The 25,043-nt window shown below is 69.2% G+C and carries 25 protein-coding genes and 1 pseudogene; 14 read left to right on the forward strand and 12 right to left on the reverse strand.

Annotated features, from left to right (window positions below; genetic code table 11):
- The first annotated feature begins 15 nt into the window (after window positions 1–15).
- The 5 genes from ABZX22_RS29290 (at window position 16) to ABZX22_RS29310 (ending at window position 2,872) form a co-directional block, all read left to right on the forward strand.
- Window positions 16–297, forward strand: a complete 282-nt coding sequence (locus ABZX22_RS29290) for a hypothetical protein (protein ID WP_354914738.1) — start codon at window positions 16–18, stop codon at window positions 295–297.
- 159 nt (window positions 298–456) lie between these two features.
- Window positions 457–954, forward strand: a complete 498-nt coding sequence (locus ABZX22_RS29295) for a cytochrome P450 (RefSeq protein ID WP_354914740.1) — start codon at window positions 457–459, stop codon at window positions 952–954.
- A 29-nt stretch (window positions 955–983) separates the two neighbouring features.
- Window positions 984–1,265 carry a cytochrome P450 gene (locus ABZX22_RS29300; protein WP_354914742.1) on the forward strand — a complete coding sequence of 94 codons (282 nt, stop codon included), beginning with the start codon at window positions 984–986 and terminating at the stop codon, window positions 1,263–1,265.
- A 42-nt stretch (window positions 1,266–1,307) separates the two neighbouring features.
- Window positions 1,308–2,168 (forward strand): dihydropteroate synthase, encoded by an 861-nt coding sequence (folP, locus tag ABZX22_RS29305; protein ID WP_354914744.1) that lies wholly within the window; start codon window positions 1,308–1,310, stop codon window positions 2,166–2,168.
- Window positions 2,165–2,872 carry a hypothetical protein gene (locus ABZX22_RS29310; RefSeq protein WP_354914746.1) on the forward strand — a complete coding sequence of 236 codons (708 nt, stop codon included), beginning with the start codon at window positions 2,165–2,167 and terminating at the stop codon, window positions 2,870–2,872. Before folP ends, ABZX22_RS29310 begins: the two co-directional genes overlap by 4 nt.
- Before the next feature lie 8 nt (window positions 2,873–2,880).
- Here the strand turns inward: ABZX22_RS29310 and ABZX22_RS29315 are convergent.
- Window positions 2,881–3,584, reverse strand: a pseudogene (locus ABZX22_RS29315) (TylF/MycF/NovP-related O-methyltransferase).
- A gap of 365 nt (window positions 3,585–3,949) precedes the next feature.
- Here ABZX22_RS29315 and ABZX22_RS29320 point away from each other — a divergent pair.
- Window positions 3,950–5,395, forward strand: coding sequence for a glycosyltransferase family 39 protein (locus ABZX22_RS29320; protein ID WP_354914748.1), 1,446 nt, complete (start codon window positions 3,950–3,952; stop codon window positions 5,393–5,395).
- Window positions 5,396–5,503: 108 nt separating this feature from the next.
- Here the strand turns inward: ABZX22_RS29320 and ABZX22_RS29325 are convergent, their stop codons facing one another.
- Window positions 5,504–6,451 (reverse strand): NAD-dependent epimerase/dehydratase family protein, encoded by a 948-nt coding sequence (locus ABZX22_RS29325; protein WP_354914749.1) that lies wholly within the window; start codon window positions 6,449–6,451, stop codon window positions 5,504–5,506.
- A gap of 119 nt (window positions 6,452–6,570) precedes the next feature.
- Here ABZX22_RS29325 and ABZX22_RS29330 point away from each other — a divergent pair, with 119 nt between their 5' ends.
- Together ABZX22_RS29330 and ABZX22_RS29335 are read left to right on the forward strand one after the other, a co-directional pair.
- Window positions 6,571–7,551, forward strand: a complete 981-nt coding sequence (locus ABZX22_RS29330) for a glycosyltransferase family 2 protein (protein WP_354914751.1) — start codon at window positions 6,571–6,573, stop codon at window positions 7,549–7,551.
- 107 nt (window positions 7,552–7,658) lie between these two features.
- The gene (locus tag ABZX22_RS29335; protein ID WP_354914753.1) at window positions 7,659–8,897 is read left to right on the forward strand and encodes a class I SAM-dependent methyltransferase; all 1,239 of its coding nucleotides are present in this window, start codon (window positions 7,659–7,661) and stop codon (window positions 8,895–8,897) included.
- Here the strand turns inward: ABZX22_RS29335 and ABZX22_RS29340 are convergent.
- The 4 genes from ABZX22_RS29340 to ABZX22_RS29355 are packed head-to-tail and all read right to left on the reverse strand — an operon-like array spanning window position 8,870 to window position 12,887.
- A complete protein-coding gene (locus ABZX22_RS29340) occupies window positions 8,870–9,862 on the reverse strand; it encodes an NAD-dependent epimerase/dehydratase family protein (protein WP_354914755.1) in 993 nt (330 codons plus the stop codon). The genes ABZX22_RS29335 and ABZX22_RS29340 overlap by 28 nt on opposite strands.
- Window positions 9,855–10,457, reverse strand: coding sequence for a dTDP-4-dehydrorhamnose 3,5-epimerase (gene rfbC, locus ABZX22_RS29345; RefSeq protein ID WP_354914757.1), 603 nt, complete (start codon window positions 10,455–10,457; stop codon window positions 9,855–9,857). The genes ABZX22_RS29340 and rfbC overlap by 8 nt, the downstream gene beginning before the upstream one ends.
- A 19-nt stretch (window positions 10,458–10,476) precedes the next feature.
- Window positions 10,477–11,781 carry an NDP-hexose 2,3-dehydratase family protein gene (locus ABZX22_RS29350; protein ID WP_354914759.1) on the reverse strand — a complete coding sequence of 435 codons (1,305 nt, stop codon included), beginning with the start codon at window positions 11,779–11,781 and terminating at the stop codon, window positions 10,477–10,479.
- Window positions 11,778–12,887, reverse strand: a complete 1,110-nt coding sequence (locus ABZX22_RS29355) for a DegT/DnrJ/EryC1/StrS family aminotransferase (RefSeq protein WP_354914761.1) — start codon at window positions 12,885–12,887, stop codon at window positions 11,778–11,780. Before ABZX22_RS29355 ends, ABZX22_RS29350 begins: the two co-directional genes overlap by 4 nt.
- A gap of 474 nt (window positions 12,888–13,361) precedes the next feature.
- Here ABZX22_RS29355 and ABZX22_RS29360 point away from each other — a divergent pair, with 474 nt between their 5' ends.
- The 4 genes from ABZX22_RS29360 to ABZX22_RS29375 all read left to right on the forward strand — a co-directional run bounded on the left by ABZX22_RS29360 (window position 13,362) and on the right by ABZX22_RS29375 (window position 16,437).
- Window positions 13,362–14,348, forward strand: a complete 987-nt coding sequence (locus ABZX22_RS29360) for an aldo/keto reductase (RefSeq protein WP_354914763.1) — start codon at window positions 13,362–13,364, stop codon at window positions 14,346–14,348.
- 48 nt (window positions 14,349–14,396) lie between these two features.
- Window positions 14,397–14,786 (forward strand): PadR family transcriptional regulator, encoded by a 390-nt coding sequence (locus ABZX22_RS29365; RefSeq protein ID WP_354914765.1) that lies wholly within the window; start codon window positions 14,397–14,399, stop codon window positions 14,784–14,786.
- Window positions 14,783–15,466 carry an RDD family protein gene (locus ABZX22_RS29370; protein WP_354914767.1) on the forward strand — a complete coding sequence of 228 codons (684 nt, stop codon included), beginning with the start codon at window positions 14,783–14,785 and terminating at the stop codon, window positions 15,464–15,466. Before ABZX22_RS29365 ends, ABZX22_RS29370 begins: the two co-directional genes overlap by 4 nt.
- 134 nt (window positions 15,467–15,600) lie before the next feature.
- Entirely contained in the window at window positions 15,601–16,437 is an 837-nt protein-coding gene (locus ABZX22_RS29375; RefSeq protein WP_354914769.1) for an LLM class flavin-dependent oxidoreductase, read from the forward strand.
- Here ABZX22_RS29375 and ABZX22_RS29380 read toward each other — a convergent pair.
- On the reverse strand, window positions 16,432–17,709 hold the full coding sequence (locus ABZX22_RS29380) for an amidohydrolase family protein (RefSeq protein WP_354914771.1): 1,278 nt from the start codon (window positions 17,707–17,709) through the stop codon (window positions 16,432–16,434). The genes ABZX22_RS29375 and ABZX22_RS29380 overlap by 6 nt on opposite strands.
- On the reverse strand, window positions 17,702–18,682 hold the full coding sequence (locus ABZX22_RS29385; protein ID WP_354914773.1) for a hypothetical protein: 981 nt from the start codon (window positions 18,680–18,682) through the stop codon (window positions 17,702–17,704). Before ABZX22_RS29385 ends, ABZX22_RS29380 begins: the two co-directional genes overlap by 8 nt.
- Window positions 18,683–18,816: 134 nt before the next feature.
- On the opposite strand from ABZX22_RS29385, the gene ABZX22_RS29390 reads away from it, so the two are divergent.
- Window positions 18,817–20,508 (forward strand): ABC transporter ATP-binding protein, encoded by a 1,692-nt coding sequence (locus ABZX22_RS29390; protein ID WP_354914774.1) that lies wholly within the window; start codon window positions 18,817–18,819, stop codon window positions 20,506–20,508.
- A gap of 52 nt (window positions 20,509–20,560) precedes the next feature.
- Here ABZX22_RS29390 and ABZX22_RS29395 read toward each other — a convergent pair whose 3' ends face one another.
- From ABZX22_RS29395 to ABZX22_RS29410, 4 genes are read right to left on the reverse strand one after another with little or no spacing between them, the layout of a single operon-like run.
- Window positions 20,561–22,252, reverse strand: a complete 1,692-nt coding sequence (locus ABZX22_RS29395; RefSeq protein ID WP_354914776.1) for a fatty acyl-AMP ligase — start codon at window positions 22,250–22,252, stop codon at window positions 20,561–20,563.
- Window positions 22,249–22,791, reverse strand: a complete 543-nt coding sequence (locus tag ABZX22_RS29400) for a GNAT family protein (protein WP_354914778.1) — start codon at window positions 22,789–22,791, stop codon at window positions 22,249–22,251. The genes ABZX22_RS29395 and ABZX22_RS29400 overlap by 4 nt, the downstream gene beginning before the upstream one ends.
- Before the next feature lie 12 nt (window positions 22,792–22,803).
- On the reverse strand, window positions 22,804–23,073 hold the full coding sequence (locus ABZX22_RS29405) for a hypothetical protein (RefSeq protein WP_354914779.1): 270 nt from the start codon (window positions 23,071–23,073) through the stop codon (window positions 22,804–22,806).
- Complete coding sequence (locus ABZX22_RS29410; RefSeq protein WP_354914781.1) at window positions 23,066–23,629, reverse strand: hypothetical protein; 564 nt, start codon at window positions 23,627–23,629, stop codon at window positions 23,066–23,068. Before ABZX22_RS29410 ends, ABZX22_RS29405 begins: the two co-directional genes overlap by 8 nt.
- 145 nt (window positions 23,630–23,774) lie before the next feature.
- On the opposite strand from ABZX22_RS29410, the gene ABZX22_RS29415 reads away from it, so the two are divergent.
- On the forward strand, window positions 23,775–25,043 hold the full coding sequence (locus ABZX22_RS29415; RefSeq protein WP_354914783.1) for an activator-dependent family glycosyltransferase: 1,269 nt from the start codon (window positions 23,775–23,777) through the stop codon (window positions 25,041–25,043).

The following is a 25,043-nucleotide window of genomic DNA, read 5'->3' on the forward strand; positions in this document are numbered from 1 at the left end:
CGTGGTGGAGACTGAATGACCCTGCCTGACTCCGTACCTGATTCCTTGCCGACCTCCGCGGACTTCGTGGCCGATCCCCATGCCTTCTACGCGATCCTGCGCAGCCGCCGCCCCGCCCATTTCGTGAGGTTCGACAACGGTCTGTACGGGTGGCTCATCACGCGTTACGACGACGCCCGGCTCGTTCTGGCCGATCCCCGTCTGAGCAAGGATCCGAGGAACGCTCCGCAGGAATGGCAGGAGGCGGCCGCGGCAAGCCGCTGGAAGACCGCTCAGGGTTGGGCACACACCTGCTGACGCTCGATCCTCCCGACCACACCCGCATGCGATCCGCTGTTTCCGGCTTTTCCTGCGCCATCGGCTGACGGCCATGCAAAGGGTCATCGAGCGTACGGTCGACGCCCTGATCGATCAGTTGGCTCCCGCCGCGGAAGGCGACCTGATCGCGCAGTTCCCGTGCCGCTGCAGATGACCGTCATCTGCGAGATCCTCGGTATCCCGCCCGCGCACAGGCAGGACTTCGGCCGCTGGTGCGACGATGTCGTGTCCTCCCGGCCCGACGACTCTTCCGCGTCCCACGACGGCCAGGCACGCGCGGAAGCCCTGCGGAACCTGATGGGCTACATCGGCGGCATCATCGAGGAGAAGCGCTGGCACCCCGGAGACGATCTGATCAGCACCCTCGTGAATCCCGGGGAACCGGATGGCGAACAGGCCGAGCTGACCGATCACGAGATCACCTCCTTGATCTTTCTCCTGCTCGTCGCGGGATGCGAGACGACGATCAATCTCATCGGGAACGGGATGCTCGCCCTCCTACGCCACCCTGACCAGCTCCCTCTCCTCCGGCGCCCGTCCGAGAGCCTGCTTGAGCAGGCCATCGAGGAGCTGCTTCGCTACGACAGCCCGGTCGAGATCTCCACCTGGCGTTTCACCCGGCAACCTCTCCGATAGGGGAGACGGTCATTCCCGCGGGGCAGCCGGTGCTGGTCGTCCTGTCCGCCGCGAACCGCGATCCGCGCGCCTTCCCGGACCCGGATCGGCTGGATATCCAGCGGCCCGGTATCACGCACCTGAGCTTCGGTCACGGGGCGCATTACTGTCTCGGCGCCATGCTGGCCCGCCTCGAAGGGCGCATCGCCATCAGCGCCCTCATTCGGAGATTTCCGGACATGAGGCTTGCTGTTCACCCTGACCGGCTGGAGTGGCGATCGAGCCTGACCATCCGGGGCCCGGTGCGGTTGCCCGTGCGGTTTGGCGCCTGAACGGCTGCCCGCCCCATACAGAGAAATCGTGTTGAGCGACGTATGAGATTCTCCTTACGCGGACGAGCATTGCCTGACGCGCCGCTGGTGATGGCGATCGTCAACAGGACACCCGACTCCTTCTACGACCGGGGCGCCACCTTCGCATGGGAGGCGGCGTTACGACGGGTGGACCAAGCGGTCAGCGCGGGGGCGGACATCGTGGACATCGGCGGGGTGAAAGCCGGTCCCGGTGACGAGGTGAGCGTCGCCGAAGAGGCCGACCGGGTCGTCGCGTTCGTCGCGGAGGTCCGGAGCAGGCATCCGAACCTGATCATCAGTGTCGACACGTGGCGGCACGAGGTGGCGCGGGAGGTTTGCGAGGTGGGGGCCGACCTGCTGAACGACACCTGGGGCGGTGCGGACCCGCTGCTCGCCGAGGTCGCCGCCGAATACGGAGCCGGCCTGGTCTGCGCGCATGCGGGCGGGCAGAGCCCCCGGACGCGGCCCCACCGGGTGGAGTACGACGACGTGGTCGCCGACGTGATCCGACGCAGCACCGCGCTCGCCGAGCGGGCCGTCGCGCTCGGCGTGCCGAAGCACAGCGTTCTGATCGATCCGGCTCACGACTTCGGCAAGAACACCTGGCATTCGCTGGAGGTCACGCGGCGCATCGGTGAGATGGTGGGGACGGGATGGCCGGTCCTGGTGTCCCTGTCCAACAAGGACTTCATCGGGGAGTCCCTGGACCTGCCGGTCGATGAGCGCCTGTACGGCACCCTCGCCGCGACCGCGCTGTGCGCGTGGGAGGGAACGCGGGTGTTCCGCGTGCACGAGGTGGCGCAGACGCGGCAGGTGCTCGACATGATGGCCGTGCTGCGGGGCGACCGGTCGCCCGCGCGGGCCGTGCGAGGGCTGGCGTGATCGCCGCCGTCGCCTGCACCCCGCAGACGCCGCTGCTGCTGCCGGGGTTGGGGGGACGACCCGTTCCCGAGATCGACCGGCTGCGTGACGCGGCGGCCGGTGCGGTGACCTTCCTGCTGGAGCAGGAGGTGGATGAGGTGATCGTGGTGGGCGCGGCGCGGAGCACGGGCCCCCATCCCGCCGACGCCCCTGATCCCACGGCGCGTCTCGCGCCGGCACCCGGGCGCCGATCAGTGCCCGGGGAACTGCCCGTCCCGCTCGCGGTGGCGCGGTCCCTGCTGGCGGGGTGTGACATGCCATGGAGCCTGTACGGGGCGGCTCAGGACGCCGGTCCCGAGGTCCACCGCGACCTCGGAGCGCCACTCGGACGGCGGCCCGGTCGCGGCGGCCTCCTGGTGGCCGCGGATGGAAGCGCGTGCCGTACCGAGAAGGCTCCGGGGTATTTCGATCCGCGTGCCCTCGGCCTCGACCAGCGGATCGTCACAGCGCTGCGCGACGGCGACGTGTCCGGCCTGGCGGCCCTGGACCCGGAAGCGTGCCGGGACCTGCTGGTGAGCGGCCGGGCCGCCTGGCACGTCATGGCCGGCGCCTGCGAAGGAGGCCGGTGGCTGGCGCGGATGCCGTACGAGGATGATCCGTTCGGCGTGGCCTACTGGGTCGCGACCTGGCTGAGGTGCGACGGCGAGCCGCGTGCACCGCTCTGATGGCCAGGTCAGCGGGTCTTTCGCCAGTACACGCCGGCGCCGTCGATCTGGACGATGGGCTCGTCGATGGCGTGCCGCTTGCGGTAGTCGGACACCGCGAGCCGGCAGGTCGGCACCTGTCGGTAGTCGTCGACGATCAGGAACCCGCCGACCGCCAGCCGCGGGTACAGGTGCACGAGCGCGTCCATCGTGGACTCGTACATGTCGCCGTCCAGCCGGAGCATGGCCAGCTCCTTGATCGGGGCGTCCAGCAGGGTGTCGCGGAAATAGCCCGGCAGAAACTCCACCTGCTCATCCAGCAGGTCGTGGCGGCGGAAGTTCTCCCGTACCGTCTCGAGCGGCACCCTGAGCACGTCGTTGAGCAGGTGGAACGGCATGACCTGGTCAACGGGATACTTCTCGGCGTCGGCCTCGGGCAGCCCCTCGAAGGAATCAGCCACCCAGACCTTTCTGTCCCGCACGTCGTACGCCTGAGTACGCCGCGCATGAGAATGGTCGCCCCGCCCCGCCACACACCGGTTTCTATCAGGTCGCCGGGCACTTGTTCGGCTATCACCTGCTCGATGCACGCTTGGAGGTTGTCCAGGCGGGCGAGCCCGATCATCGTGTGCGCGACCAGGGGGAAGTCTCGCCCGGTCTCGCGTACGCGGCCGTCGAAGGGCACCTCCTCGCGCCGGAGGGACGCCTGCTCCGCATCGGAGCCCGCCGTCACGGTAAATATTGTTGATCAGCACTTTCTTCAGCAGGTCCAGATGTAGGTCCTTGGGCATGTGCGACCTCATTACGTCGAGGAGGGATTGCGGAAATGCGCGGTTCTCGTCCGTCCCGCCGGCGGGACGGACGAGAATCACGGGATGCCGACTGTCACGATAACGCGCCGGCGTCGCGCCCATCATTCTGCTCGGCGGGACATCGGCTTGTTCCGGGAAGCACGGCGACCATATTCTCCGACGCTGCGAATATTCGCCGGCATCGAGAAACGGGGTGGCAATGAGCAGGGTGGGGACCACGCCCATGGCAGCGGCGGCAGCGCCGCGAGTGGCATGGAAAGGCCTCTCGGCGGTCTTTCTCATTTTCATGGCGCTTTCGCTGGCCACGCTCGGCGGGTACGGCTATTTCAGTGACGAGCTCTACCTCATCGCCGCCGGACGCCATCTCGACTGGAGCTACGTGGATCAGCAGCCGCTGGTGCCGCTGCTGGCCTGGCTGGCGGACACCCTGTTCCCCGGCTCGCTCATCGCGTTGCGCCTGGTGACGACCCTGGCCATAGCCGTCGGCGCGGTGGTCACCGGGGTCATCACCAGGGAGCTGGGTGGCGGCTCCGTGGCGCAGGTCGTCGCCGCGGTCGCGTACGGCGTCGCGTTCATCACGCAGGGACAGACGCTGGATACCGGAGCGCTCGACCTGGTCCTGTGGACGCTGGTCCTCTGGCTCGTGGTGCGCTGGGTGCGGCTGCGCGAGCAGGGAGTCGATCGGGATCGCCTCCTGCTGGCGGCCGGGGTGGTGACGGCTGTTTCCTTGCAGGTCAAGTTGCTGATCCCGCTGTTGTGGGTGCTGCTGGTCGTCAGCGCGCTCGCGGTCGGGCCCCGGGTTCTGCCCCGCCGGCCGCTGCTGTGGGCGGGCGGGCTGATCGCGGTGGCCTCGGCTCTTCCCGGGTTGCTGTGGCAGGCCGTCAACGGCTGGCCGGTGCTGGAGTTCGCCAAGGTCGTGGCCGAGGAGGAGGCCCTGTTCGGGCGGCGCGGCGTGGGCTTCGTCGTGTGGGTCGCGCTGCTGGCGGGGATCGTCGCGGGAACGGTGCTGATGGTCTACGGCCTGTGGCGGTTGCTCGCCTCCAGGGCGCTGCGGCCGTACCGCTTTCTCGGGCTGGCGGCGCTGGGGGTGTTTATGTACGTGGGGCTCACCGGTGGGCGCTTTTACCACGTCATCGGGGTCTTCCCGGTGCTGTGGGCGGCCGGCGCGCTCAGGTTCGAGTCGCTGGTGGCCCGCCGGCGATGGTGGTGGGCCGCCGGGCCGATCCTCGCCCTGTCCGCCTGCTTCGCGCTCATGGGGCTGCGCTGGACTCCGGAGTCGGCGATCGGGCAGCCCACGGAGGAAGAGCTGTCCGACGTGGAGGTCTCGACGACGATCTCCCAGTTCGGCTGGCAGGAACTGGCCGACTCGGTCGCGCGGGTCCACGGCGCGCTGCCGCAAGGCCTGCGCGAGAAGAGCGTGATCCTCACCGAGACCTACTGGCAGGCGGGCGCCGTCGAGGTGTACCGCGAGGATCGAGGGCTGCCGCCGGTCTTCAGCGGGTCCCGGGGCTATTGGTACTTCGGCGCGCCGCCGCGGGATGCCACGACTGTGCTCTATGTCGGCAAGAACCCCGGCGAGCTGCGGCGAAGCTGTGGCGCGCTCCGCCAGGCAGGCGCCGTGGAGGGCAGGGTAGGTCTGGAGATCGGCACTGCGATCTGGGTGTGCGAGCAGGTCACCGAGCCGTGGAGCAGCCTCTGGCCGCGCCTGCGCCGGTTGGAGATCGTCGGGTGAACAGCGTTCGGGCCGGCGTCGTCGGCTGACCGGCGCGCGGGCCGGCATCGGCGGGTGATCGGCGCGCGGGACGGCGAGATGTTCGGCGTCGTCGGCCCGCGCGTCCGCTCAGGGCCTGTGCGCCGCCTCGGGAGGGGCCCAGGCGACTCCTCTGTTCTCGATGAACCAGTCCACCGTGCGCGCCATCCCCTCCTCCAGCGACACCAGCGACTCGGGCGGAATACCCACACTGAGCAGCGTGGACGGGTCCGCCGTCACCGGAGTGTCGGGGGTCTCACCCGGCCGCATGGGCAGATCCACGATGGGCACCCGCGGATATCCGCGCTCCTCGCAGAGATCGAGGATCAGCTCGGCGACCTCCCTGATCGTGCCCGAGGTCGCCGGGCCCACCTCGACGGCGTGCTCCAGGACCTCACCCGACGCGGAGGTCTCCAGCGCGGACACCAGGGCGCGGGCGGCGTCGCCCACCCACACCATGTCGGAGATCTGCCGCCCCCCGCCGTACAACTCGACCGGGAGCCCGGAGATCGCCCGGCACACCACCGCAGGGGTGATCTTCCTGACCTTGCCGGAGGCGAAGGGAGGCGCCGCCTTCTGCCGTGGGCCGTAGGCGTTGACCACGCGCACGCTGTTGACCCGGGTCTTCCGATGAGCGTTGTACATCTGGACGAACCGCTCCACCGCGGTCTTCGTGATCGAGTAGCTGTTGTTCATCCAGTGGTTCCCGACGCAGATGTAGACACCGGGCAAGTCGTACTGCGCCACCGCCTCAAGGAAGTTCAACCCGCCCTGCAGGTTGGTCTCGACGGCCGGTCTGGGGTTGTCGATGGTCTCCTGCGTGCCGAGCACGGCGGCGAGGTGGATGATCCCGTCGCATTGAGCCGCCAGCTCGCACATCGCGGTGGCGTCGCGAATGTCTCCGAGCATCACCTCCGACAGGCCGGCGGGGCACCGTCCTCTATGATCGAAAACAATGGGAATGTGTCCTTGATTGATAAGTTCTTCGCAGACGTACTGGCCGATGAAGCCGTTTCCTCCGGTGACGCCGACTTTCATGATGTGCTCGCGTTCCTTTCTTTCGAATGTGGCTCATTGGCAGCCGGTGCTAGGATACAAAAATCATTCCGGAGAAGAAGCCGTCGGGAGGCGCGATGGAAGGCGGAGTTACCGTTCTAGTGCCTTGTCTGAACGAAGGGCGCCAGGTCGACGTCGCGTACGAGAAGCTGGTCGAGGCTCTGCGGGATATCGATGACCTGGAAATTCTGTTCGTCGACGACGGCAGTACGGACGATTCTCTGGCCCGTATACGTGACCTGTCCCGGGCGGATTGCCGGGTGAACTACCTGTCCTTTTCCCGGAACTTCGGCCTGGGCGCCGTGGAGGTGGCGGGGTTCCGTTACGCGGCGAAGAAATGGACCGTGCAATGCGACGCCGACCTGCAGGTGCCGCCGGAGGAGATCGGCCGGCTGCTGGACAAGGCGGCCGAGGGCTACGACGTCGTCTTCGGGGAGCGGCGGGACCGCCAGGATCCGTGGATCAGGAAGGCAGGCTCCGGAGCGCTGCAGTGGCTGGCCGTACGAGTCTTCGGGATCGGCTTCCCGCCCGGCGCCTCCAACTTCCGAGTCGTGCGCAGCTCCGTGGCCAGGACCATAGCGGGACTGGGGCTGACGTGGTTCATCCCGGCGGTGTCGCTGGTGGGTGCCACGTACGCGCTCGTGCCGGTCTCCCACCAGGCGCGGGCCGAGGGCGAGTCGCGGCTGCGGCTGAGCCGGCTGGTGGCCTACAGCCTGGAGCTGTTCTTCGGGTTCTCCTGGCGCCCGCTCACCGCCTTGTACGCGACGGCCGCCCTGGGAGCCCTGCTCGCGGTCGTGTCCGTGGTGGCCGGCCTGGCTGGGGGAGCGGGGCCGGTCCTGCTCGGATCCGTCGCCGTGCTGCTGGGCGGCCTTGCCCTGGCCGCTCTCGGGCTGATCGCGCGCTACCTGCAGCGGCTCATGAAGCAGGCCGGGCGACTGCGGCCCTACTACGTTCGCGAGGCCAGCATCCTCCTGCACGCCGCGGACGCCCTGGAGAGCGACGCGGCGACCCCGACCGTCCGCCGCGAACCGGTCGCAGCGAAGTCCAGCGGTACGACCGGGCCCAGCGTCGCGGTCGGCTGAGCGCGGCGTCCCGCCGGCGAGACAGGGCTGGCACGGCGCGGAGTTCAGCAACGCGGGGTTCACCAACGCGGACGGAATAACGCAACTCACCGGACGAAGGAGTGTCCATGTCCTTTCCGAAGCAAAGATCCGGCAGCCGGTGCCGGGTTTGCGGCGGTCCTGTGTCGGAATTCTTTGATTTCGGCCGGCAGCCGCTGTCCGATGCCTTTCATGAGCAGCCGCCCGCCGACGAGCTCTTCTTCCGCCTGGCCGTGGGGAACTGCTCGTGGTGCACCATGGTCCAGCTCATGGAAGAGGTGCCGAGAGACCGCATGTTCCACGCCGGATACCCGTACCTCTCGTCCGGATCGGCCGTGATGCGTGACCACTTCGGCAAGGTGGCCGGGCGTTTCCTGGAGACGGAGCTGACCGGCCCGAACCCGTTCGTCGTCGAGCTGGGCTGCAACGACGGCGTGATGCTGCGCACGATCGCCGAGGCGGGTGTTCGGCACCTGGGGGTGGAGCCCTCGGGCGGGGTCGCGGATCTGGCCGCCGCGAAGGGCGTACGCGTGCGCAAGAGCTTCTTCGAAGAGCAGGTGGCCACGGAGATCCTCGCCCAGGACGGCCCGGCCGACGTGATCTACGCGGCCAACACGTTGTGCCACATCCCCTATCTCGGCTCGATCCTGCGGGGCGTGGACGCGCTCCTGGCCCCCGACGGGGTGTTCGTGTTCGAGGACCCGTACTTCTCTGACATCGTGGAGCGCGCCTCCTTCGATCAGATCTACGACGAGCACTTCTACCTGTTCACCGTGCGCTCCGTGCAGGCCGCGGCCCGTCCGTACGGACTCGAGCTCGTCGATGTGGAACGCCTGCCGGTACACGGCGGGGAAGTGCGCTACACGCTGGCGCGGGCGGGCGGCAGGCGACTGGCCCCGGCGGTCGCCGAGTTGCTGGCCGAGGAGCACGAGCGGCGGCTGACGGAGGCGGAGACCCTGGCCGGTTTCGGCTCCCGCGTCGAGGGGATCCGGGAGCGGCTCGTCACCCTGTTGCGGGAGCTGAAAGCCAAGGGCAAGCGGGTCGCCGGTTACGGCGCCACCGCCAAGAGCGCCACCGTGCTGAACTACTGCGGCATCGGTCCTGACCTGATCCCGTACATCACCGACACCACGAAAGCCAAGCAGGGCACGAAGACCCCCGGCTCGCATATCCCGGTGCTGGGGCCGGAGGCGTTCCGCGACCCCTATCCGGACTACGCCGTGCTGTTCGCCTGGAACCACGCGGCCGAGATCATGGAGAAGGAGGTGGGTTTCGCCGGCGTGGGCGGGGAGTGGATCACCTACGTGCCGGACGTCCGCGTGGTCTGAGCGGTGGCCGCCACCACGTCCTCCAGTCCTGACGGCCAGGTCGCCGCCGGGCGCCAGCCGGTGGCGCGGGTGAAGGCGGAGGCGTCCACGACGCAACTGTGGAAGTCGGCCGGCGTCGCGTCCGCCGGCGGCTCGGTCGGCAGCACCGGGACCGGCGGCCGGCCGGAGCGGGCGGCGACCGCCGCGGCGATGGCGGTGAACAGGTTCGAGAGACGGATGGGCGTCCCGGTGCCGATCAGCCACGGCGCGGACGCCTCGCGGGCAGACCCGAGGGCGCGGCCGTGATCATGGGCCGCGAGCAGCGCGGACGCCACATCCTTCACGTGCAGGAGATCACGCATGGTGCTCCCGTCGCGCCACATGAGGAGCGGCCGGTCCTCCCAGGCGCGCCGGGCCATCGCCGCCACCACGCCCTTGCCGGGACCGGACGGGCTGACGCCGTACACGGTAGGGAGCCGCAGCGTGATCCCCCGTACCGCGCCTTCCGCGCTCGCCGCCGCGAGCAGCCGCTCGGCGGCGACCTTGTGCCGGTCGTAGGCCGTGGACGGACGATCGGGCTCGCCGCCGCTCACCAGACCGTCCACCCCCGCCTGACTGGCCGAGCCGGTGAAGACGACGACGGGCCGGTCCGTACGGCTCCGCAGCGCGTCCACCACCCGGCCGAGCAGCCCGACGTTGACCGCCCTGCCCTCCTCGTCCCCGCCCGCCACCCGCCAGGCGCCCGTGCCCGAGATCTGCGCGACCAGGTGAAAGACGGCGTCGGCGTCGGCGACGGCGGCCTTGATGACGCCGGGCGCGCGGAGGTCGGCCGCGACGACCTCGACCTGAGCCGGGCCATGAGGCACGGCGGCGGGGCGGCGGGAGACCAGCCTGAGCCGGATAGGGCGCGCGGCGAGCCGCCGGGCGAGTTCGCCGCCGATGAAGCCGGACGCGCCGAGCAGCGTGACGAGTGGCCGGTCAGGCACGGTGACCCGCCGCCAGGCGCCGGCACGTCTTGTAGTCGGGCAGTACCCGGGCCGCCAGCGCTTCCGCGAGTGTCGGCGCGATGCGATCGCGCTCGGACAGGATCGGATCGAGACCGTCGGGGATGGGCAGGCCGAGCGCGGGGTCCAGAGGGGAGAGCGCCCGCTCGACGGCCGGGTCGTAGAAGGCGGAGAGCAGGTACGAGATGATCGTGTCCTCCTCCAGGATCACGAAGCCGTGCGCCACGCCGATGGGCAGGTACAACGACCGGCAGGTCTCCTCGTCCAGTTCCACGGCCTCCCAGGCGCCGAAGGTCGGCGATCCGGTCCGGATGTCGACGATCAGGTCCAGGGCACGGCCCCGCGGGCAGTAGACGTACTTGGCGTTGCCCGGTGGAGCCAGGGTGTAGTGCAGCCCCCTGATCACCCCGCGCTGGGACCGGCTGTGGCTGGTCTGCGCCACGGGGAACAGCAGCCCGCCGACGGCCGCTTCGAAGGCCGGCGCCTGATAGGGCGAGGTGAACATCCCGCGTTCGTCCGGGAAGACCTCGGGGGTGAACTCGACTGCTCCCTCGACGGCGAGTTCGCGTACGCGCACGATCACCACATCCTTTCGATCACCACAGGCTGTGCAGGCACGACAGGAGGCTGCGCGCCTCGACATTGAGATAGTGGCCGTGCCGCAGAAGGTCCGTGAGCTGGCCGACGGTCACCCAGCGGAAACCCTCGGGCACATCCGGCGGCGGCCCTGGGTGGGTCTCCACGACCATGTAGCGGGTCAGCGCGTGATAGAAACGACCGCCCTCCTCGGACATGACGCAGTCGAAGCGCACCCGGCTGCGGTCCACGGTGAGCAGGTCCCTGCCGAACGCGTGGCCGCCGGGATCCTGTCCTGCCGTGAGGTGCAGCGTGGGGGCGAGCTCGACCACGTCCCGCAGTCCCGGCTCACGCCGCGCCTGCACGAGCAGGTGCAGAACGCCGTCGAAGGCAGCGGTGAGGAAACCCGCCAGCGCCCTTCCCCGGGGGGCCAGCAACGGCTGCGTCCACCGGGTCACCTCCCGGTTTCCCGCCTCCACCGCGACGGCCAGGATGCGAAAGTCCTGGTCGTCGAGGTTCGCGATCTTGTTCTCGGCGCGCGACCAGCTTTCCACCTCGGCCAGGGGGATCAGCCGGGTCCGCCAGTCGCATCCGGTCCTGGCCTCGGTGAGCCAGCTCGTGATCTCGTCCGTGGTGTGCAGCCCCCGCGACGCCCGGTAGGAGCGCAGCAGGGCGTCGGTGAACGGGTCCGCGGCCTCCTCGGGAGGGGTCATGGGCATGCAGGCCAGCACCGTGCGGGCGTCCATGTTCACGAGGTTCGGCCTTCTCAGCAGAGAGCGCAGCGCCGGCAGCGGCAGCCAGTGGAAGTCCTCCCGCACCGGGACGTCGTCCGCCGTCTCGACGACCATGTTGCGGTTGCGCTTGTGCCAGAACCAGCTCCCCTGCTCCGACTGCAGGCTGTCGACCAGCACCTTCCCCTGGGCGGGGCCGGCGAAGTGCTCGAGGTAGCGGGTGGTGGAGCCGCGGTGCACGCGGGTGAAATTGCTGCGGGTGGCCTGGACCGTGGGGGAGAGCTGGAGCGTGTTGACGTTTCCCGGCTCCATCTTGGCCTGCATCAGGGCGTGCGGCACACCGCCGATCTCCTTGACCAGGATGCCCAGGATGCCGATCTCGGGCTGATTGATGATCGGCTGTGACCAGGAGAGCGCCGTTCCCTCCTCGACCTTCACGCCCTCGACGGTGAAGAAGCGCCCGCTCCGGTGGACGAGGTTGCCGCTGCCCGGCTCGAAGTGCCAGGCGTCCAGTTCGCGGAAGGGAATGCGCCGCACCGCGAACTTCGTGGCCCGGTGCCGGGCGGCCCACCACCGGACGAAGTCGTCGTTCACAGCGTGTCCAAAGTGCGGCGGAGGGCGTCGATGACCTTGTCCTGGTCGTCGGCCGACAGCGACGGGTACATCGGCAGGGAGAAGATTTCGTCGGCGAGCCGTTCCGTGACGGGCAGAGCGCCGGGGCCGTAGCCCAGGTGGCTGAAACCGCTCATCGTGTGCACCGGCCATCGGTAGCTCACGTTGAGCGAGATGTCGCAGCTCTCCAGCGCCTTCAGGATGTGCTCCCGCTCGGGGTGTCGGACGACGTACAGGTAGTAGACGTGCTCGTTGCCCGGCGCCACGGACGGCAGGACGAGATCGGTGTCGGCCAGCCGTTCCGCGTACCGGGCGGCGATCGCCCTGCGCGCGTCGATGTACCGGTCCATCCGGGTGAGCTTCCTGCGCAGGACCTCGGCCTGGACCTCGTCGAGCCGGCTGTTGTGGCCCGGGGTCGCCACCACGTAGTAGCGGTCCTCCATGCCGTAGTAGCGCAGGCGCCGCAGGTTGGCCGCCACCGCGTCGTCATCGGTGATGGTGGCCCCGCCGTCGCCGTAGGCGCCGAGCACCTTGGTCGGGTAGAAGGAGAAGGCGGCCGCCGCACCCCAGGAGCCGGCGACCCTGCCGTGCTGGCGGGCGCCGTGCGCCTGGGCGCAGTCCTCCAGCACCGGAATCCCGTGCTCGGCGGCCAGTTCCAGCAGCGGCGCCATGTCCACGCACTGCCCGTACAGGTGGACGGGGAGAAAGCAGCGGGTACGGTCGGTTATGGCGACCGCCACCTCCTCGACGTCCATCAGGTACGTGTCCTCCCGCACGTCCACGAAGACCGGAGTGGCGCCCACCGCGTCGATGGCCACCACGGTGGGCGCGGCGGTGTTCGACACGGTGATGACCTGGTCGCCCGGCTTGACGCCGAGGGCCTGCAATCCCAGCACGATGGCATTGGTGCCGTTGTCCACGCCGATGCAATGAGATACGCCGTGGTATGCGGCGAACAGCCGCTCGAATTGCTCCACCTTGGGGCCGAGAATGAGCTGGCCGGACCGGAACACCTCATCGACGGCCGCCAAAATGTCCGCACGCTCGTTCTCGTACTCCTGTATGTAGTCCCAGACGAGAAGAGGCATGATCGCGAGTTACCTCCGCAAAGAGAAGGACGGCCGGGCCGGCGCTCGTTTCATCGAGCCGTCGACAGCCTCGACCTCGGGTCGTTCATCGCCGCACGGCCGCTCGGGCCGGCGCCGCTGTTTCGGGAAAGTGGCCGGCCCGTGGACGAGTCGGCCGTGCTCATCGCAGTCCCCGGTGTTCCGTGCGCCGCCGGAATCCGTGGTAGCTACTGAGGCCATCGAATGCGATGCGAATCTGTCCACCATGACTAGCCGATCCGGACGGCTTCGCGCAAGAGAAACAATGGCCGGCAGCCGATCCCGGAGCGCGTCGCCGGATATGTAAAAGTGTTCTCACTTCCAGGGGCTGTATATGTGTTCCAGGGTTTTGCGTCGCCAGCTATTCGCGTCCTGCCGGCGGGACACCGGCCCGGTACGCCGCGAAAGCCGGGACAGCTACACCATGTAAGCGATGCCAAGGGGTGGTGAAGTGAAATGCGATATGCGCGGCTCGGCCGAACGGCGCTCAAGGTGAGCAGGCTTTGCCTCGGGACTCTGAACCTCGGCGTGCGGACCACTGAGGCCGAGGCGATGGCCCTCATGGACGAGGCGCTGGAGCAGGGCATCAACTTCTTCGACACCGCGAACCACTACGGCTGGCAGATCCACCGTGGCCTCACCGAGGAGATCGTCGGTGCCTGGTTCGCCCGAGGGGCCGGGAGGCGGGAGAAGGTCGTTCTCGGCACGAAGGTGTTCAGCCCGATGAGCGACTGGCCCAATGACGGCGGGTTGTCCTCGCGGCACATCATCGCCTCGTGCGAGGCCTCGTTGCGCCGACTGGGCACCGACTGGATCGACCTTTTCCAGATGCACCACGTGGACAGGGACGCGCCGTGGGAGGAGGTTTGGCAGGCCATGGAGATCCTGGTCGGTCAGGGGAAGGTCCGCTACGTGGGCTCCTCGAACTTCGCCGGCTGGCATCTGGCCTCGGCTCAGGAGGCGGCCAACCGGCGGAACTTCCTGGGGCTGGCCTCCGAGCAGTGTGTCTACAACCTGGTGACCCGGCATGTCGAGGTGGAGCTCATCCCGGCGGCGCAGGCCTACGGGATCGGGGTGCTGGCCTGGTCGCCCCTGCACGGCGGGCTGCTCGGCGGAGCCCTGCGCAAGCTGGAGGAGGGAACGGCGATGAAGACGGCCCAGGGCAGGGCGATGGTCGCGCTGGACCGGCACAGGGACGCCGTCGAGGCCTTCGAGCAGCTCTGCGCGGAGCTGGGCGCCGATCCGGCGGAGATCGCGCTGGCGTGGGTGCTGTCACACCCGGGTGTGACGGGGGCCGTCATCGGGCCGCGCACCTCGGGCCACCTGAAGGGGGCGCTGCGAGCGCTGGAACTGAGCCTCGACGCGGAGGTGCTGGACCGGTTGGAGGAGCTTTTCCCGCCGATCGGCAACGGCGGCCCTGGGCCGGAGGCCTGGGCCTGGTGAGCCCGTGTTCCTCACGCCACATGCTTTATGACGCAAGGGATGCACAGCATGGAGAACGAGACGACGACCGGGTCAGAGACCGCGGACCTGAGCCGTCTCCGACGGGAGCTGACCCGCGGCACCGCCGAGATGGCGGTGCTGTCGGTCCTCAGCTCCAGCAGGCGTTACGGCTATGAGTTGCTGAAGCTTCTGCGAGGCACGGGCCTGAAGATGCTCGAGATCAAGGAGGGCACCCTCTACCCCTTGCTGCACCGGCTGGAGACCGCGGGCCTGGTCGTCCCGACATGGGAGGCCGAAGGGCGGATCCGGCCACGTAAGTACTACGAGATCACCGATCAGGGGCGGCGCCGTCTGCTGCTGCTGCTGCGAGCCGAGTGGGACGGGTTGGTGGAGGCGATGAAGGAGCTTCGCGCGATGCTGGACGAGGTGCGTAAATGAGGGACGACGAGCAGATCATCGAGGACTACGCCCGCGTGTTCGAGCGCCACCTCGTGGGGCCCGCCAAGGACAAGGAGCGCCGCACGCAGGAGCTCGTCGGTCACCTGTCCGACGCGGCGCAGGACGGCGAGCTGGCCGGCACCCTGAAGCGGCTCGGTCCGCCCGAGTCCGCGGCGGCCACGTTCGCCAAGAAGCCCACGCCCGACTACGCGCCGCTCGGCAGGCGGATCACGGCCATTCTGATCGATCACCTTCCGCTGATCGGGGTGTCGGTCGCCATGCTCGTGCAGTCCATCCAGCGTGGTCACGACTACTACTTCGCCCTACCGCCCCGGCTGAGCTTCGACCAGGGCGACGGGCTTCTCCACTTCGTGGGGGTGCCGCTCGCGATCGTCTGGTCGATCGTCGTCCTGGGCATCATGGAGGGCGTCCGGGGGACCACCCCCGGGAAGATGCTCATGAAACTGCGGGTGGTCACGGAATCCGGCACCAAGATTCACGTGGGCGACGGCATCTTCCGGCGCGTCTGCCTGCTGCTCGGGCCCTTCGCGTGGATCGACTGGCTGCCCATCGCCTTCAACGAGCGCCGGCGGATCCTGGAGCACCTGACGCACACCGTCGTGATCGACGCCGACGGCAGCCGGCAGCAGGCGGCTCCAAGCCTGAAGCGGCGAGACTGAGACGTGGTGGCGCGAGTAGCGAGCAGGGGGAGCGCCGCTGCCACATGACCGCGACAGCGCCGTCGCCACGCCATCGCAGCGCCGTGACCGTGCCGATCTCCGTGCCGATTTCCGTCTCCGTCTGAAGGGCGGGCATGTCCCCGACATTTGGTCTCTATCTCCCGCAGGTGCGCCGCAGCGCCACCGAGCTGCTGGACCTGGCGCAGGCCGCCGAGTCGTGCGGGTTCGGGTCGGTGTGGTTCATGGACCACCTGCGGCTGCCCGGCCTGCCGGGCGGCACCTTCGAGGGCTGGACGCTCGCCACGGCCGTCGCGGCCAGGACCACGACGATCCGCGTCGGCCACCTGGTGCTCTGCGCGGCGTTCCGGCCCCCCGCGCTGCTGGCCAGGATGGCCGTGACGCTCGACCACATCAGCGGCGGGCGGCTCGACCTGGGGCTGGGGTGGGGCTCCTCGCCGAGCGAGCTGGCCGAACTGGGGCTCAGCCATGATCCGCCGGCCGTACGCTTGGCCAAGCTGGCCGAGACGATCGACCTCGTGCGGATCATGGCGAGCGGGGAGCCGGTGGACTTCCACGGCGCGTACTTCGCCGTACGGGACGAGCAGGCCGGCCCGCCCGCGATCCAGCGCCCTCTCCCGCTGTACGTCGGCGGGACGGGGCCGCGCACCCTCGAACTCGTCAGGACGAAGGCCGAATGGTGGAACTGCTGGGCGCCGGACCGCCACCGGCTCGCGGAGCTGATCCCGCGGGCGCGGCCCGCGCGGATCTCGGCGAACTACTCCATCCGGTTCGGCAGGTCCAGGGCCTCATCCGAATGGGCCCTGTACGGCACGCCCGACGCGATCGCGAAGGAACTGCGTCACGATCGTGAGCTGGGCGTGGAGCACTTCGCGGTTCAGATGGTCGATCCCAAGGGCGGCGTGGCGGATCTCGAGCGCTTCATGGCAGAGGTCGCGCCCGCCGTCTCATGACCCCGCCTGCCCTTTGCGGTTGTCCGCCCAGCGGGACTGGGCGGACCCCGGGACCACGCCCGCGAAGGCCGGGCACTTCACGACGCCGTCCGGCAGGTCGGCCGGGTCGATCCCTTGGGCCACCTGCCGGCGCAGGGGCCCGACCCGTTCCGCGATCGGCCGCAGCAGCCCCATGTCGAAACCGAACAGCTCCGCCGCCGTTCCGCCGAGCATGCGCTCCACCTCTGCCTCAGGGACGCCTGCGTAGCTGAAGGAGATGGCCTCCCGTGAGTAGGGATAGCTGGCCTCCACGTGCGGATAGTCGCTGCCCCACATGATCTGGCCGATCCCGATGCGCTCCCGGATGGCGGTCTCCGACGGGTGCATGAAGCTCGCCCCCACGTAGCACTGGCGGGTCCAGTACTCGCTGGGCAGCAGCGACAGGTTCCCGGCCACCTGGGCCCCGTGCGAGAGCTCCCCACTGGAGTCGGCCCTCATGGACCGGCAGAAGTCGTCCATGGCTTTGAGCTGGGCGGGGATCCAGCCCAGGCCCTCCTCGGTGAAGACCACCCGCAGGCCGGGGTGGCGCTCCAGCACGCCGCCGAGTATCAGGTGCCGGAGCGTGCGCTGGTCCCACCATCGCAGGTCCAGCATGAAGAACACGTGGTCCTCCGGGCGGTCCCCGGTCCTGGGGGCCGCGCTGCCGCTGTGGCAGTTGATCGGTACTCCCAGCTCGGCGCAGGTCCGCCAGAGGTCGTCGTAGCGCTCGTGGTAGTACAGCGGGGGCAGGCCGGAACCGGGCGGGGTGCCCGGCAGGAGCAGGCCGCCGCGCAGCCCGGCCTCCACGGCCCAGCGGATCTCGCGTACCGCCTGGTCGACGTCGTACAGCATGATCTGGAAAACGCCGGAGCGGCGCCCCTCGGCCTGAGCGCAGAAGTCGGCCAGCCACCGGTTGTGCGCCTGGAGGCCGGCCCAGCGGCGGTCCAGATCCTGCCTGGACTCCGAGGCGCGCTGGCTGCCGAGGGAGGAGACGGCGAAGAAGGGCGGGATCGTGTTGGGGAACAGGACCTCCGCGACGACGCCGTCCTCCTCCAGCTCCTTCAGCCGCCGTTCGGAATCCCAGTTCCGGTTGCCGTCCTCGCCCTTGAGATCTTCGTACGGGATCTCGTAGGCAGCCGCCCAGCGGTCGAACTCCTCGTGGTAGGAGGAGTCCAGGTAGTCCCTGTAGTCCAGCAGGTTCGCGCCGCCGTGACAGTCCGACGAGATGACGGCGTAGCGCTGATGATCAGTCATTCTGCCTCGTTCGCTCGAATCGATGGTCGCCGTCGGGCACGACGAAGTCCATGTGGGCGCCGGTCATCCCCTCGCCGAAGCCCAGGTGCACCGGGCCCGCACCCTCGTTGAGCTGCGAGTTGTGCTGCCACTCGATGTGGGGCAGCAGCGCCATGTTGGTGCCGATGCCGAGCTCGAGAACGTGGCCGTCGTACTCGGGGTTGGTGGCGTCCTTGATGGCCTCGGTGAAGTCCTTGCCGCTGTCGCCGACGGCCGAGACCAGTCGGCTGTTCTCCAGCTCCAACCTGATGCCGCCCTGCGCGGCGATCTCGTCGCGCACCCGCTTGGCACGCTCGATGCGCTCGGCGCCCTCAGCGGTGACGCGCGCGTCGGTGGCGACCAGGACGCCCGAGGCCACCGCCGTGCCCTCGATCGTGAAGGCGCCGTGCCAGTCCTTCGACGAAGGGGCGGTGATCGACATCTCGGCGTAGGCGGCGATGCTGACCCACTGACCGGGCTTGATCGCCGGGTTCAGCCAGGCGCTGGCGTTCAGCTCCATCGCGAGCGAGCATTTCAGGTCGGTGCCCGCGCTGTTGCTGAAAATCAGCGCGCCGGACTCCTCGGCGATGCGGCGGGCCCAATAGCGGTTCCACTTGCACGCCTTTTCGTAGTCGGTCTCGAGCACCAGCCGCATGGTGTATTTCGCGATTTCCAGCGTAGGATCGAAGCTGGAGATCGGAATGAGCAGGGCGCGCATTCCCTTAAATGTTCTGCGGATGTCTCTGGTGACCAGGCCGTTGCGCAGGAAAACGGCCACATTGGCTTCCGGCGGAAGTTCTCCGGCGTTTTCGACGAGCAGGGTTCTGAGGCCGAGTTCCCGGCCGTATTCGGCGAGCTCGGCGTCGTCGAAGGCGATGTGCACATCCCCTTCCGGGAAGACCTGTCTGAGGCCTCCTTCGGGGATTCTTCTGAGCGTGCTCAGGTCAGTTGTCATGGCGTCACCATAATGGCGGGCCAGCATGCTGGCAACCAACTGCAAACGCGAATAAAAAGGCTCTGGAGTCGCTTGTGTCAAAGCAATTGAAGATGCTCATAGGCTATGCTTCGCCACATCTCGGTGCGATTTCCGTGGCGGCTCTTGTCACGCTGGCGGGCAGCGCCGCGGCGCTGGCGCAGCCGCTCGCCGCCGGCCGGATGGTCGACGCCCTCGGGTCGGGGCAGGACATGACCGCCGTCCTGATGGGCCTGGCGGCGCTGGTGCTGGTCGGCGCGGGCGCCAACGCGCTGTCCGCGTACGTCCTGGGCAAGACGGCGGAGAGCGTGGTCTTCTCCGCGCGCATGGATCTCGCGGCCCGCTTCGCCCGCCTGCGCCTGTCCGCCATGGACCGGACGCGGCCCGGTGACCTTCTGGCGCGGATGATGTCCGACACCGTCCTGCTGCGGGAGGTGGCGACCAGGTCGCTGGTGGACGGCTTCGTCGGGGTCCTCTCGGTGGTGGCCATGCTGGTCGCCATGTTCCTGCTCGACCCGCTGCTCTTCACGGGAACCGCTGCCGTCTTCGCCGCCAACCTCGTCGTGCTCGGACTGCTGGCGCCCAAGATCGGCAGGGCCACCCGGCAGGCGCAGGAGGCTGTCGGCGTGGTCGGTTCCGCGACCGAGAAGCTGCTGGGCGCCTTCCGTACGATCAAGGCCTTCGGCGCCGAGGCCGGGCAGATCGCGGTGATTCGCGAAGCCGCGGAACGCGCTCGGCGCCACGGCGTCTCCGCCGTCCGCTGGAACGCGTTGATCGGCTCCGCGATGGGCTTCGCGGTGCCGGCGGCCGTACTCGCGGTGCTCGGACTGGGGGGCGCCCGGGTGGCGACCGGCAGCATCGAGCTGTCGACGCTGATCGCGTTCCTGCTGTACCTGTTCTACCTGGTGGGCCCGGTCGAGCAGGTGATGCACGCGGTTTCGCAGCTACAGGCGGGGGCAGCCGCGGCCGATCGGCTCCGGGAGGTCTCCGTGCTGGAGGTCGAGCCCGGGCGGGCCGGCGAGGACGGGCCGGGGACGTGGGACCGCCCGGCCTCGCTCCGCTTCGACGACGTGCGCTTCCGCTACGACGACGAGCGCGAGCCGGTGCACCGCGGGGTCAGCTTCACCGTTCCGCCCGGCGGCATGACCGCCTTCGTCGGCCCTTCCGGCGCGGGCAAGTCCACGGTGTTCGCCCTGGCCGAGAGGTTCTACGACCCTGACTCCGGCAGGGTGCTCCTCGACGGGACGGACCTGCGCGACTGGCCATTGGACGCGTTGCGGGGCGCCATGGGCTACGTCGAGCAGGACGCGCCCGTCCTGGACGGCACGCTGCGGGACAACCTCCTGCTGGGCACGCCCCACGCCGCCGCTTCCGAGATCCGCGACGTCCTGGTGGCCACGAGGCTCGACGGGCTGGTGGACGGGCTGCCCAGCGGGCTCGACACGGTGGTCGGCCATCGGGGGAACCGTCTGTCCGGCGGGGAGCGGCAACGGGTGGCCATCGCGCGGGCGCTGCTCCGCAAGCCGAGGTTGCTGCTGCTGGACGAGGTCACGTCCCAGCTGGACGCGGTGAACGAGCTGGCGCTGCGCGAGGCGGTCGCGACGGCGGCCCGGATGACGACGGTGCTGGTGGTGGCGCACCGGTTGTCCACAGTGATGCGGGCGGACCAGATCGTGGTGATGGACGCGGGCCGGGTGCGGGCGGTGGGGACGCACGCGGAGCTGGTCGCGGGCGATGAGCTGTACGCGGAACTGGCCGCGACCCAGTTCCTGACCGCCGAGTCCCAAGGGGATCACGCGCGAGGGTGAAGGGCCGCGGGGCCGTGTTCCCGCCTGTCCTGCCGGCGGGACGGCCCTGGCACTACGCGTACGCGGACGCCAGATAGCGCTCCCTGCATCGGCCCCGCTGGATCTTGCCGCTGCTGGTGCGCGGCAGGCTGCCCGGCCGGACTAGGAGCAACCGGTGGACCGTCACCCCGTGCCGGCTCGTCACCGAACGGCGCAGTTCCTGGACGAAGTCCTGCCTGTCGGCGTGGCCGGCGCCCGGCCGCACGTGGTCGCACTCGACGAGGATCACCAGACGCTCGGCTCCGTCGAGGTCCACCGAGAACGCCGCCGCGACCGTGCGCTCGTGCGCCTGCTCGATGGTCGCCTCGATGTCGGACGGATGATGGTTGCGCCCTCTGATGATGATCACTTCGCTGGCGCGGCCCACGATGTAGAGGTGATTGTCGTGCTGGAAGCCCAGGTCACCCGTGCGCAGCCAGCCGTCGCCCGCGCCGAAGGCCGCGGCGGTGCGCTCAGCCGCCCTCCAGTAGCCGTCGGCCACGTTGGGCCCCCGCAGCAGGATCTCGCCCACCCGGCCGGGCGGCAGCTCGTCGCCGCCTGGATCGGCGATGCGGATCGACATCCCGGTCTTGGGCCGTCCGCAGCCGACGAGCCGCTGCGCCGGCCGGGTCTCGTCGGCCACGACGACCTCGCCCGCGGCCAGCGCGGCACGCTCGAAACGCGTCGCGGTCATGCCCTCGCCGAGCGGGGGCGCGGTTACGGCCAGGGTGGCCTCGGCCAGCCCATAGCTCGGCGCCAGGACCTCGGGCGCGAGCCCGGCTGCCGCGAAGGCCGCCGTGAACGCCTCCAGGTCCTCGGCGTGGACCGCCTCTCCCGCGATGTTGAGCGAGCGGAGCGACCGCAGATCGAGTGACCGCGGTTCGAGCGTCCGCGAGCGATCGGCCCGGCGCGCGGCGCGTACGCACTGTGTCAGGCCGAAGGGCGGGGTGACGCTCCAGTCGGCCCGGTAGCGGGTGATCGCCTCCAGCCAGCGCAGCGGGTCCTGGATGAACGCCATCGGGCTGAGATGGATCGTGTGCGCGCCCACGCTCAGCGGATGCGCGATGCCGAAGACCAGACCCATGTCGTGGGAGAACGGCACCCAGGAGGCGAGCGTGGCCGCCTCGGGGAAGTGGGCCCGCAACTGGGCCGAGCCCGCGGCGAGGCCGCGCCGGGTGATGCGCACCCCTGCGGGCGACCGCGTGGAGCCCGACGTGTACTGCAGGTAGGCGAGCCCGTCCGGGTCGATGTCCGGAGGACGCCAGGCCGTCGAGGGCCGGCAGGAGTCGGTCTCTATGAGCGTCGGTGTCGTCCCCGTGCAGCGCTCCAGCGCGCGGCGCACGGCCGGGGCCGCGTCCGAAGAGGTGAGCACGGCTTCCGGGCGGCAGTCGGCCAGCACGGACTCGAGCCGCTCCCGGCCGCGCGACGCGTCCGGGGCGGGCAGGGGTACAGCGACGACCCCGGCGTACTGGCAGCCGAGGAAGGCGATGACGTAGCTGGGATCGTGCGGGCACAGCAGGGCCACGCGCGCCCTCGGCGAGCAGACGTGCGCCAGCTCGGCCGCCACGGCCGCGGCTCGTTCGTCCAGCTCGCCGTAGGTGAGCGTGGTCGACTCGGCGTGCCGGCCGCCCTGGCGGACGACATAGCGGAGCGAGGTCACGGCCGGGGCCGAGCCGTGGATCCCGGCCCGGCGGCGTACGGCCTCGGACAGCAGCTCCATCGTCATGAAGCCGATGACATGAGGCCGCGGAGCGTACGCTCGGCGCCGAACCCCACCCACTGCTCGCGGTACATCGCGAAGATGTGCAGGTCCCAGTGCCTGCCCTGGAAGTACAGGTGATCGTGCAGGATGCCCTCCTCGGCCAGCATGTTGATCGACAGTCCCATGCTGGGCAGGCTGGCCTCGGTGGTCCTGATGTAGACCTTGTGGATGTTCCAGGTGGTGAAGGCGTAGTTCATGGTCAGCAGCGCGGCCTCGGCCCCGAGTCCCGGCAGGTTGGTCACCGGGTTCGTGTAGATGCCGAACTCGACGTGGCCGGCGGGGTCGAAGGCGTGCAGGGAGCTGAAGCCGGTCGCGTCGCCGGTGTCGCGCCGCTCGATGCGAAACTGGGCGGCGGCGCCGCGCGCGAACTCGGTCAGGAACGCCTTCTGCGTCGGCAGGGTGCTCAGCCCCTGCCCCAGAAGGAGCCGGTAGAGCACCACGCCGTCGTCGTCGCCGGCCGCCACCAGACGGACCCGGCGCGATTCGAGAGTCGAGAGGGGCATGAAAGGCAGCTCCTACCGCGGCTCTGGCTGGTCGTCGGCGGCCATCTCGACGAGGAAGCCGGCCAACTCGAGAAACGTCTCGCCCTTGAATTCGGGAACCTTCTCGAGCACGACGATCCCCAGGCTGTCCTCAATGTTGAGAATGAGCTGGACGAGGGTGAACGAATCGAGGTCGGTGAGCTCGATTCGTTCGGGCAGGTCGGGCAGCTCCTCCCGATACGCCTCGGCGGTCGCCAGGATGAGCAGATGCACTTCGTGTTTGTCCAGAATGACGTCAGGCATCTTGTTCGTGTTCCCTTTCTTGAGCTGGCGCGAGCGCCTCAAGGACGTTCGCGGCGTGCTTCTCCCAGGTATTACGGTGAATCGCGTAAATGCTCAGGTCCTGGTGCCTGCCGCGGGCGAAGACATGCCGGGGGAGCAACGCCTCCCGATCGAGCAGCGGCTGCAACAGCGGCCCGGTCAGCCCCAGGACGTCGTGCTCGTCCTCGGCCGCGTGCAGGTAGACCTTCCGCAGGTTCCACATGGCGAAGGCGTAGTTGACCACCAGGGCCACCGTCTCTTGACCTGGCCCGGAAGCGGAACCCAGCTTGAGCTCGGCGGTGACGTGACCGGCCGGGTTGAAGTCGCGCAACGTGGCCACGCCGACGGGGCCGGCCTCGCCGGCGCCGTGGACGAGGAACTGCGCCATGGCGCCGTGCCCGAAGCCATCGAGGAACGTCTCCAGCGTCGGCAGCACCCCGGACCCGAATCGGACCAGCAGTTCGTACACCATTTTTCCGTCATCCGCTGAGATCGGCCGCAGTTCGACGCCGGATGATTTGACGAGCGGGAAGAACATTGATGGCCACCTCGATTCACGTCCCGCCGGCGGGACAGTTGTCGTGCGAAATCGACTTCGGCCGACGTTTCTGACCAGTATTCGCATCAACTGGTCGCCCGTCAAAAATGGGCCGCGAAATCCCATTGCTGCTACCGTGCTCGGCATGCGGGTGTTATTCGCGTCTTATGGAGAAAAAACTCAGTTCTTTAGCATGGTGCAACTCGCGTGTGCCTTCTTCGCGGCGGGCCACGAGGTCCGGGTGGCGAGTGAACCGGCGATGGCCGACGTCATTACGAGTGCCGGCCTCACGGCCGTTCCCGTCGGCCCGAACAGCGAGTTGTACCGCATCCTCTACACGTTCGAGGGCCGGGAGAACGTACGGAACTCGCGGACCGCGCCCCCGTTCCACCTGGTGGGGGAGCCGGTCGAGAAGATCTCTGCGGCGGAGTTGCAGGAAGGCTACTACGAGACCGTTCGCTGGTGGTGGCGGCTGGTCAACGATCCGATGATCGAGGACCTGGTGGAGTTCTGCCGGCTCTGGCGGCCGGACCTGGTGATCTGGGAGCCGGTGACCTACGCCGCTCCGGTCGCGGCCACGCTGGTCGGCGCCGCGCATGCGCGCATGCTCTGGGGCCTGGACGTGTTCGCCCACATGCGCGGCCACTACCTGCGGCTGCGTGCCGGGCAGCAGCCGGACGGCACGGAGGACGTGCTGGCGGGCTGGCTCGACATGGTGGCCGACAAGTACGGCGGCGGGTTCCGCGAGGAGATGACCTCGGGCCAGTTCACGATCGACCAGTTGCCCCCGTCCGTACGGCTGGATACGGACGTGACATACGTCCCCATGCGCTACGTGCCCTACAACGGGCGATCGGTGGTGCCCCGCTGGTTGTGGGAGCCACCTGAGCGACCCAGGCTCGCCTTCACCCTCGGCACCAGCGCCGTCGAGCGTACGGGCGGGTACGTCGTGCGCGTGGGCGACCTGCTCGGCGCGCTGGCGGACCTCGACGCGGAGATCGTGGCGACCCTGCCGGCCCAGGAGCGGGACAAGCTCGGGCCGCTGCCGCCCAATGTGCGCGTGGAGGAGTACGTGCCGCTGCGCGCGCTCGCCTCCACCTGCGCGGGCGTGATCAGCCACGGCGGGTGGGGAACCGTGCTGACCAGCGCCATGGCCGGTCTGCCGCAGCTCACCCTCACCCACCAGTTCGACGAGCCGCTGCTGGGACGCAAGCTCGCGGAGCAGGGCGGCGCGCTGACCATGGGGGCCACGGACGTCACTCCGGACGGGCTGAGGGAAATGGCCCAGCGCCTGCTCACCGACGCCTCGCTCAAGGCCGGCGCCGCCTCCTTCCGCGACCAGTTGACGGCCATGCCCACCCCCGCCGCGCTCGTCCCCGAGCTGGAACGGCTCACCGCCGTGCACAGGAGCTGA

This window comes from Nonomuraea sp. NPDC003804 (genome assembly GCF_040610675.1).
Classification (GTDB): Bacteria; Actinomycetota; Actinomycetes; order Streptosporangiales; family Streptosporangiaceae; genus Nonomuraea.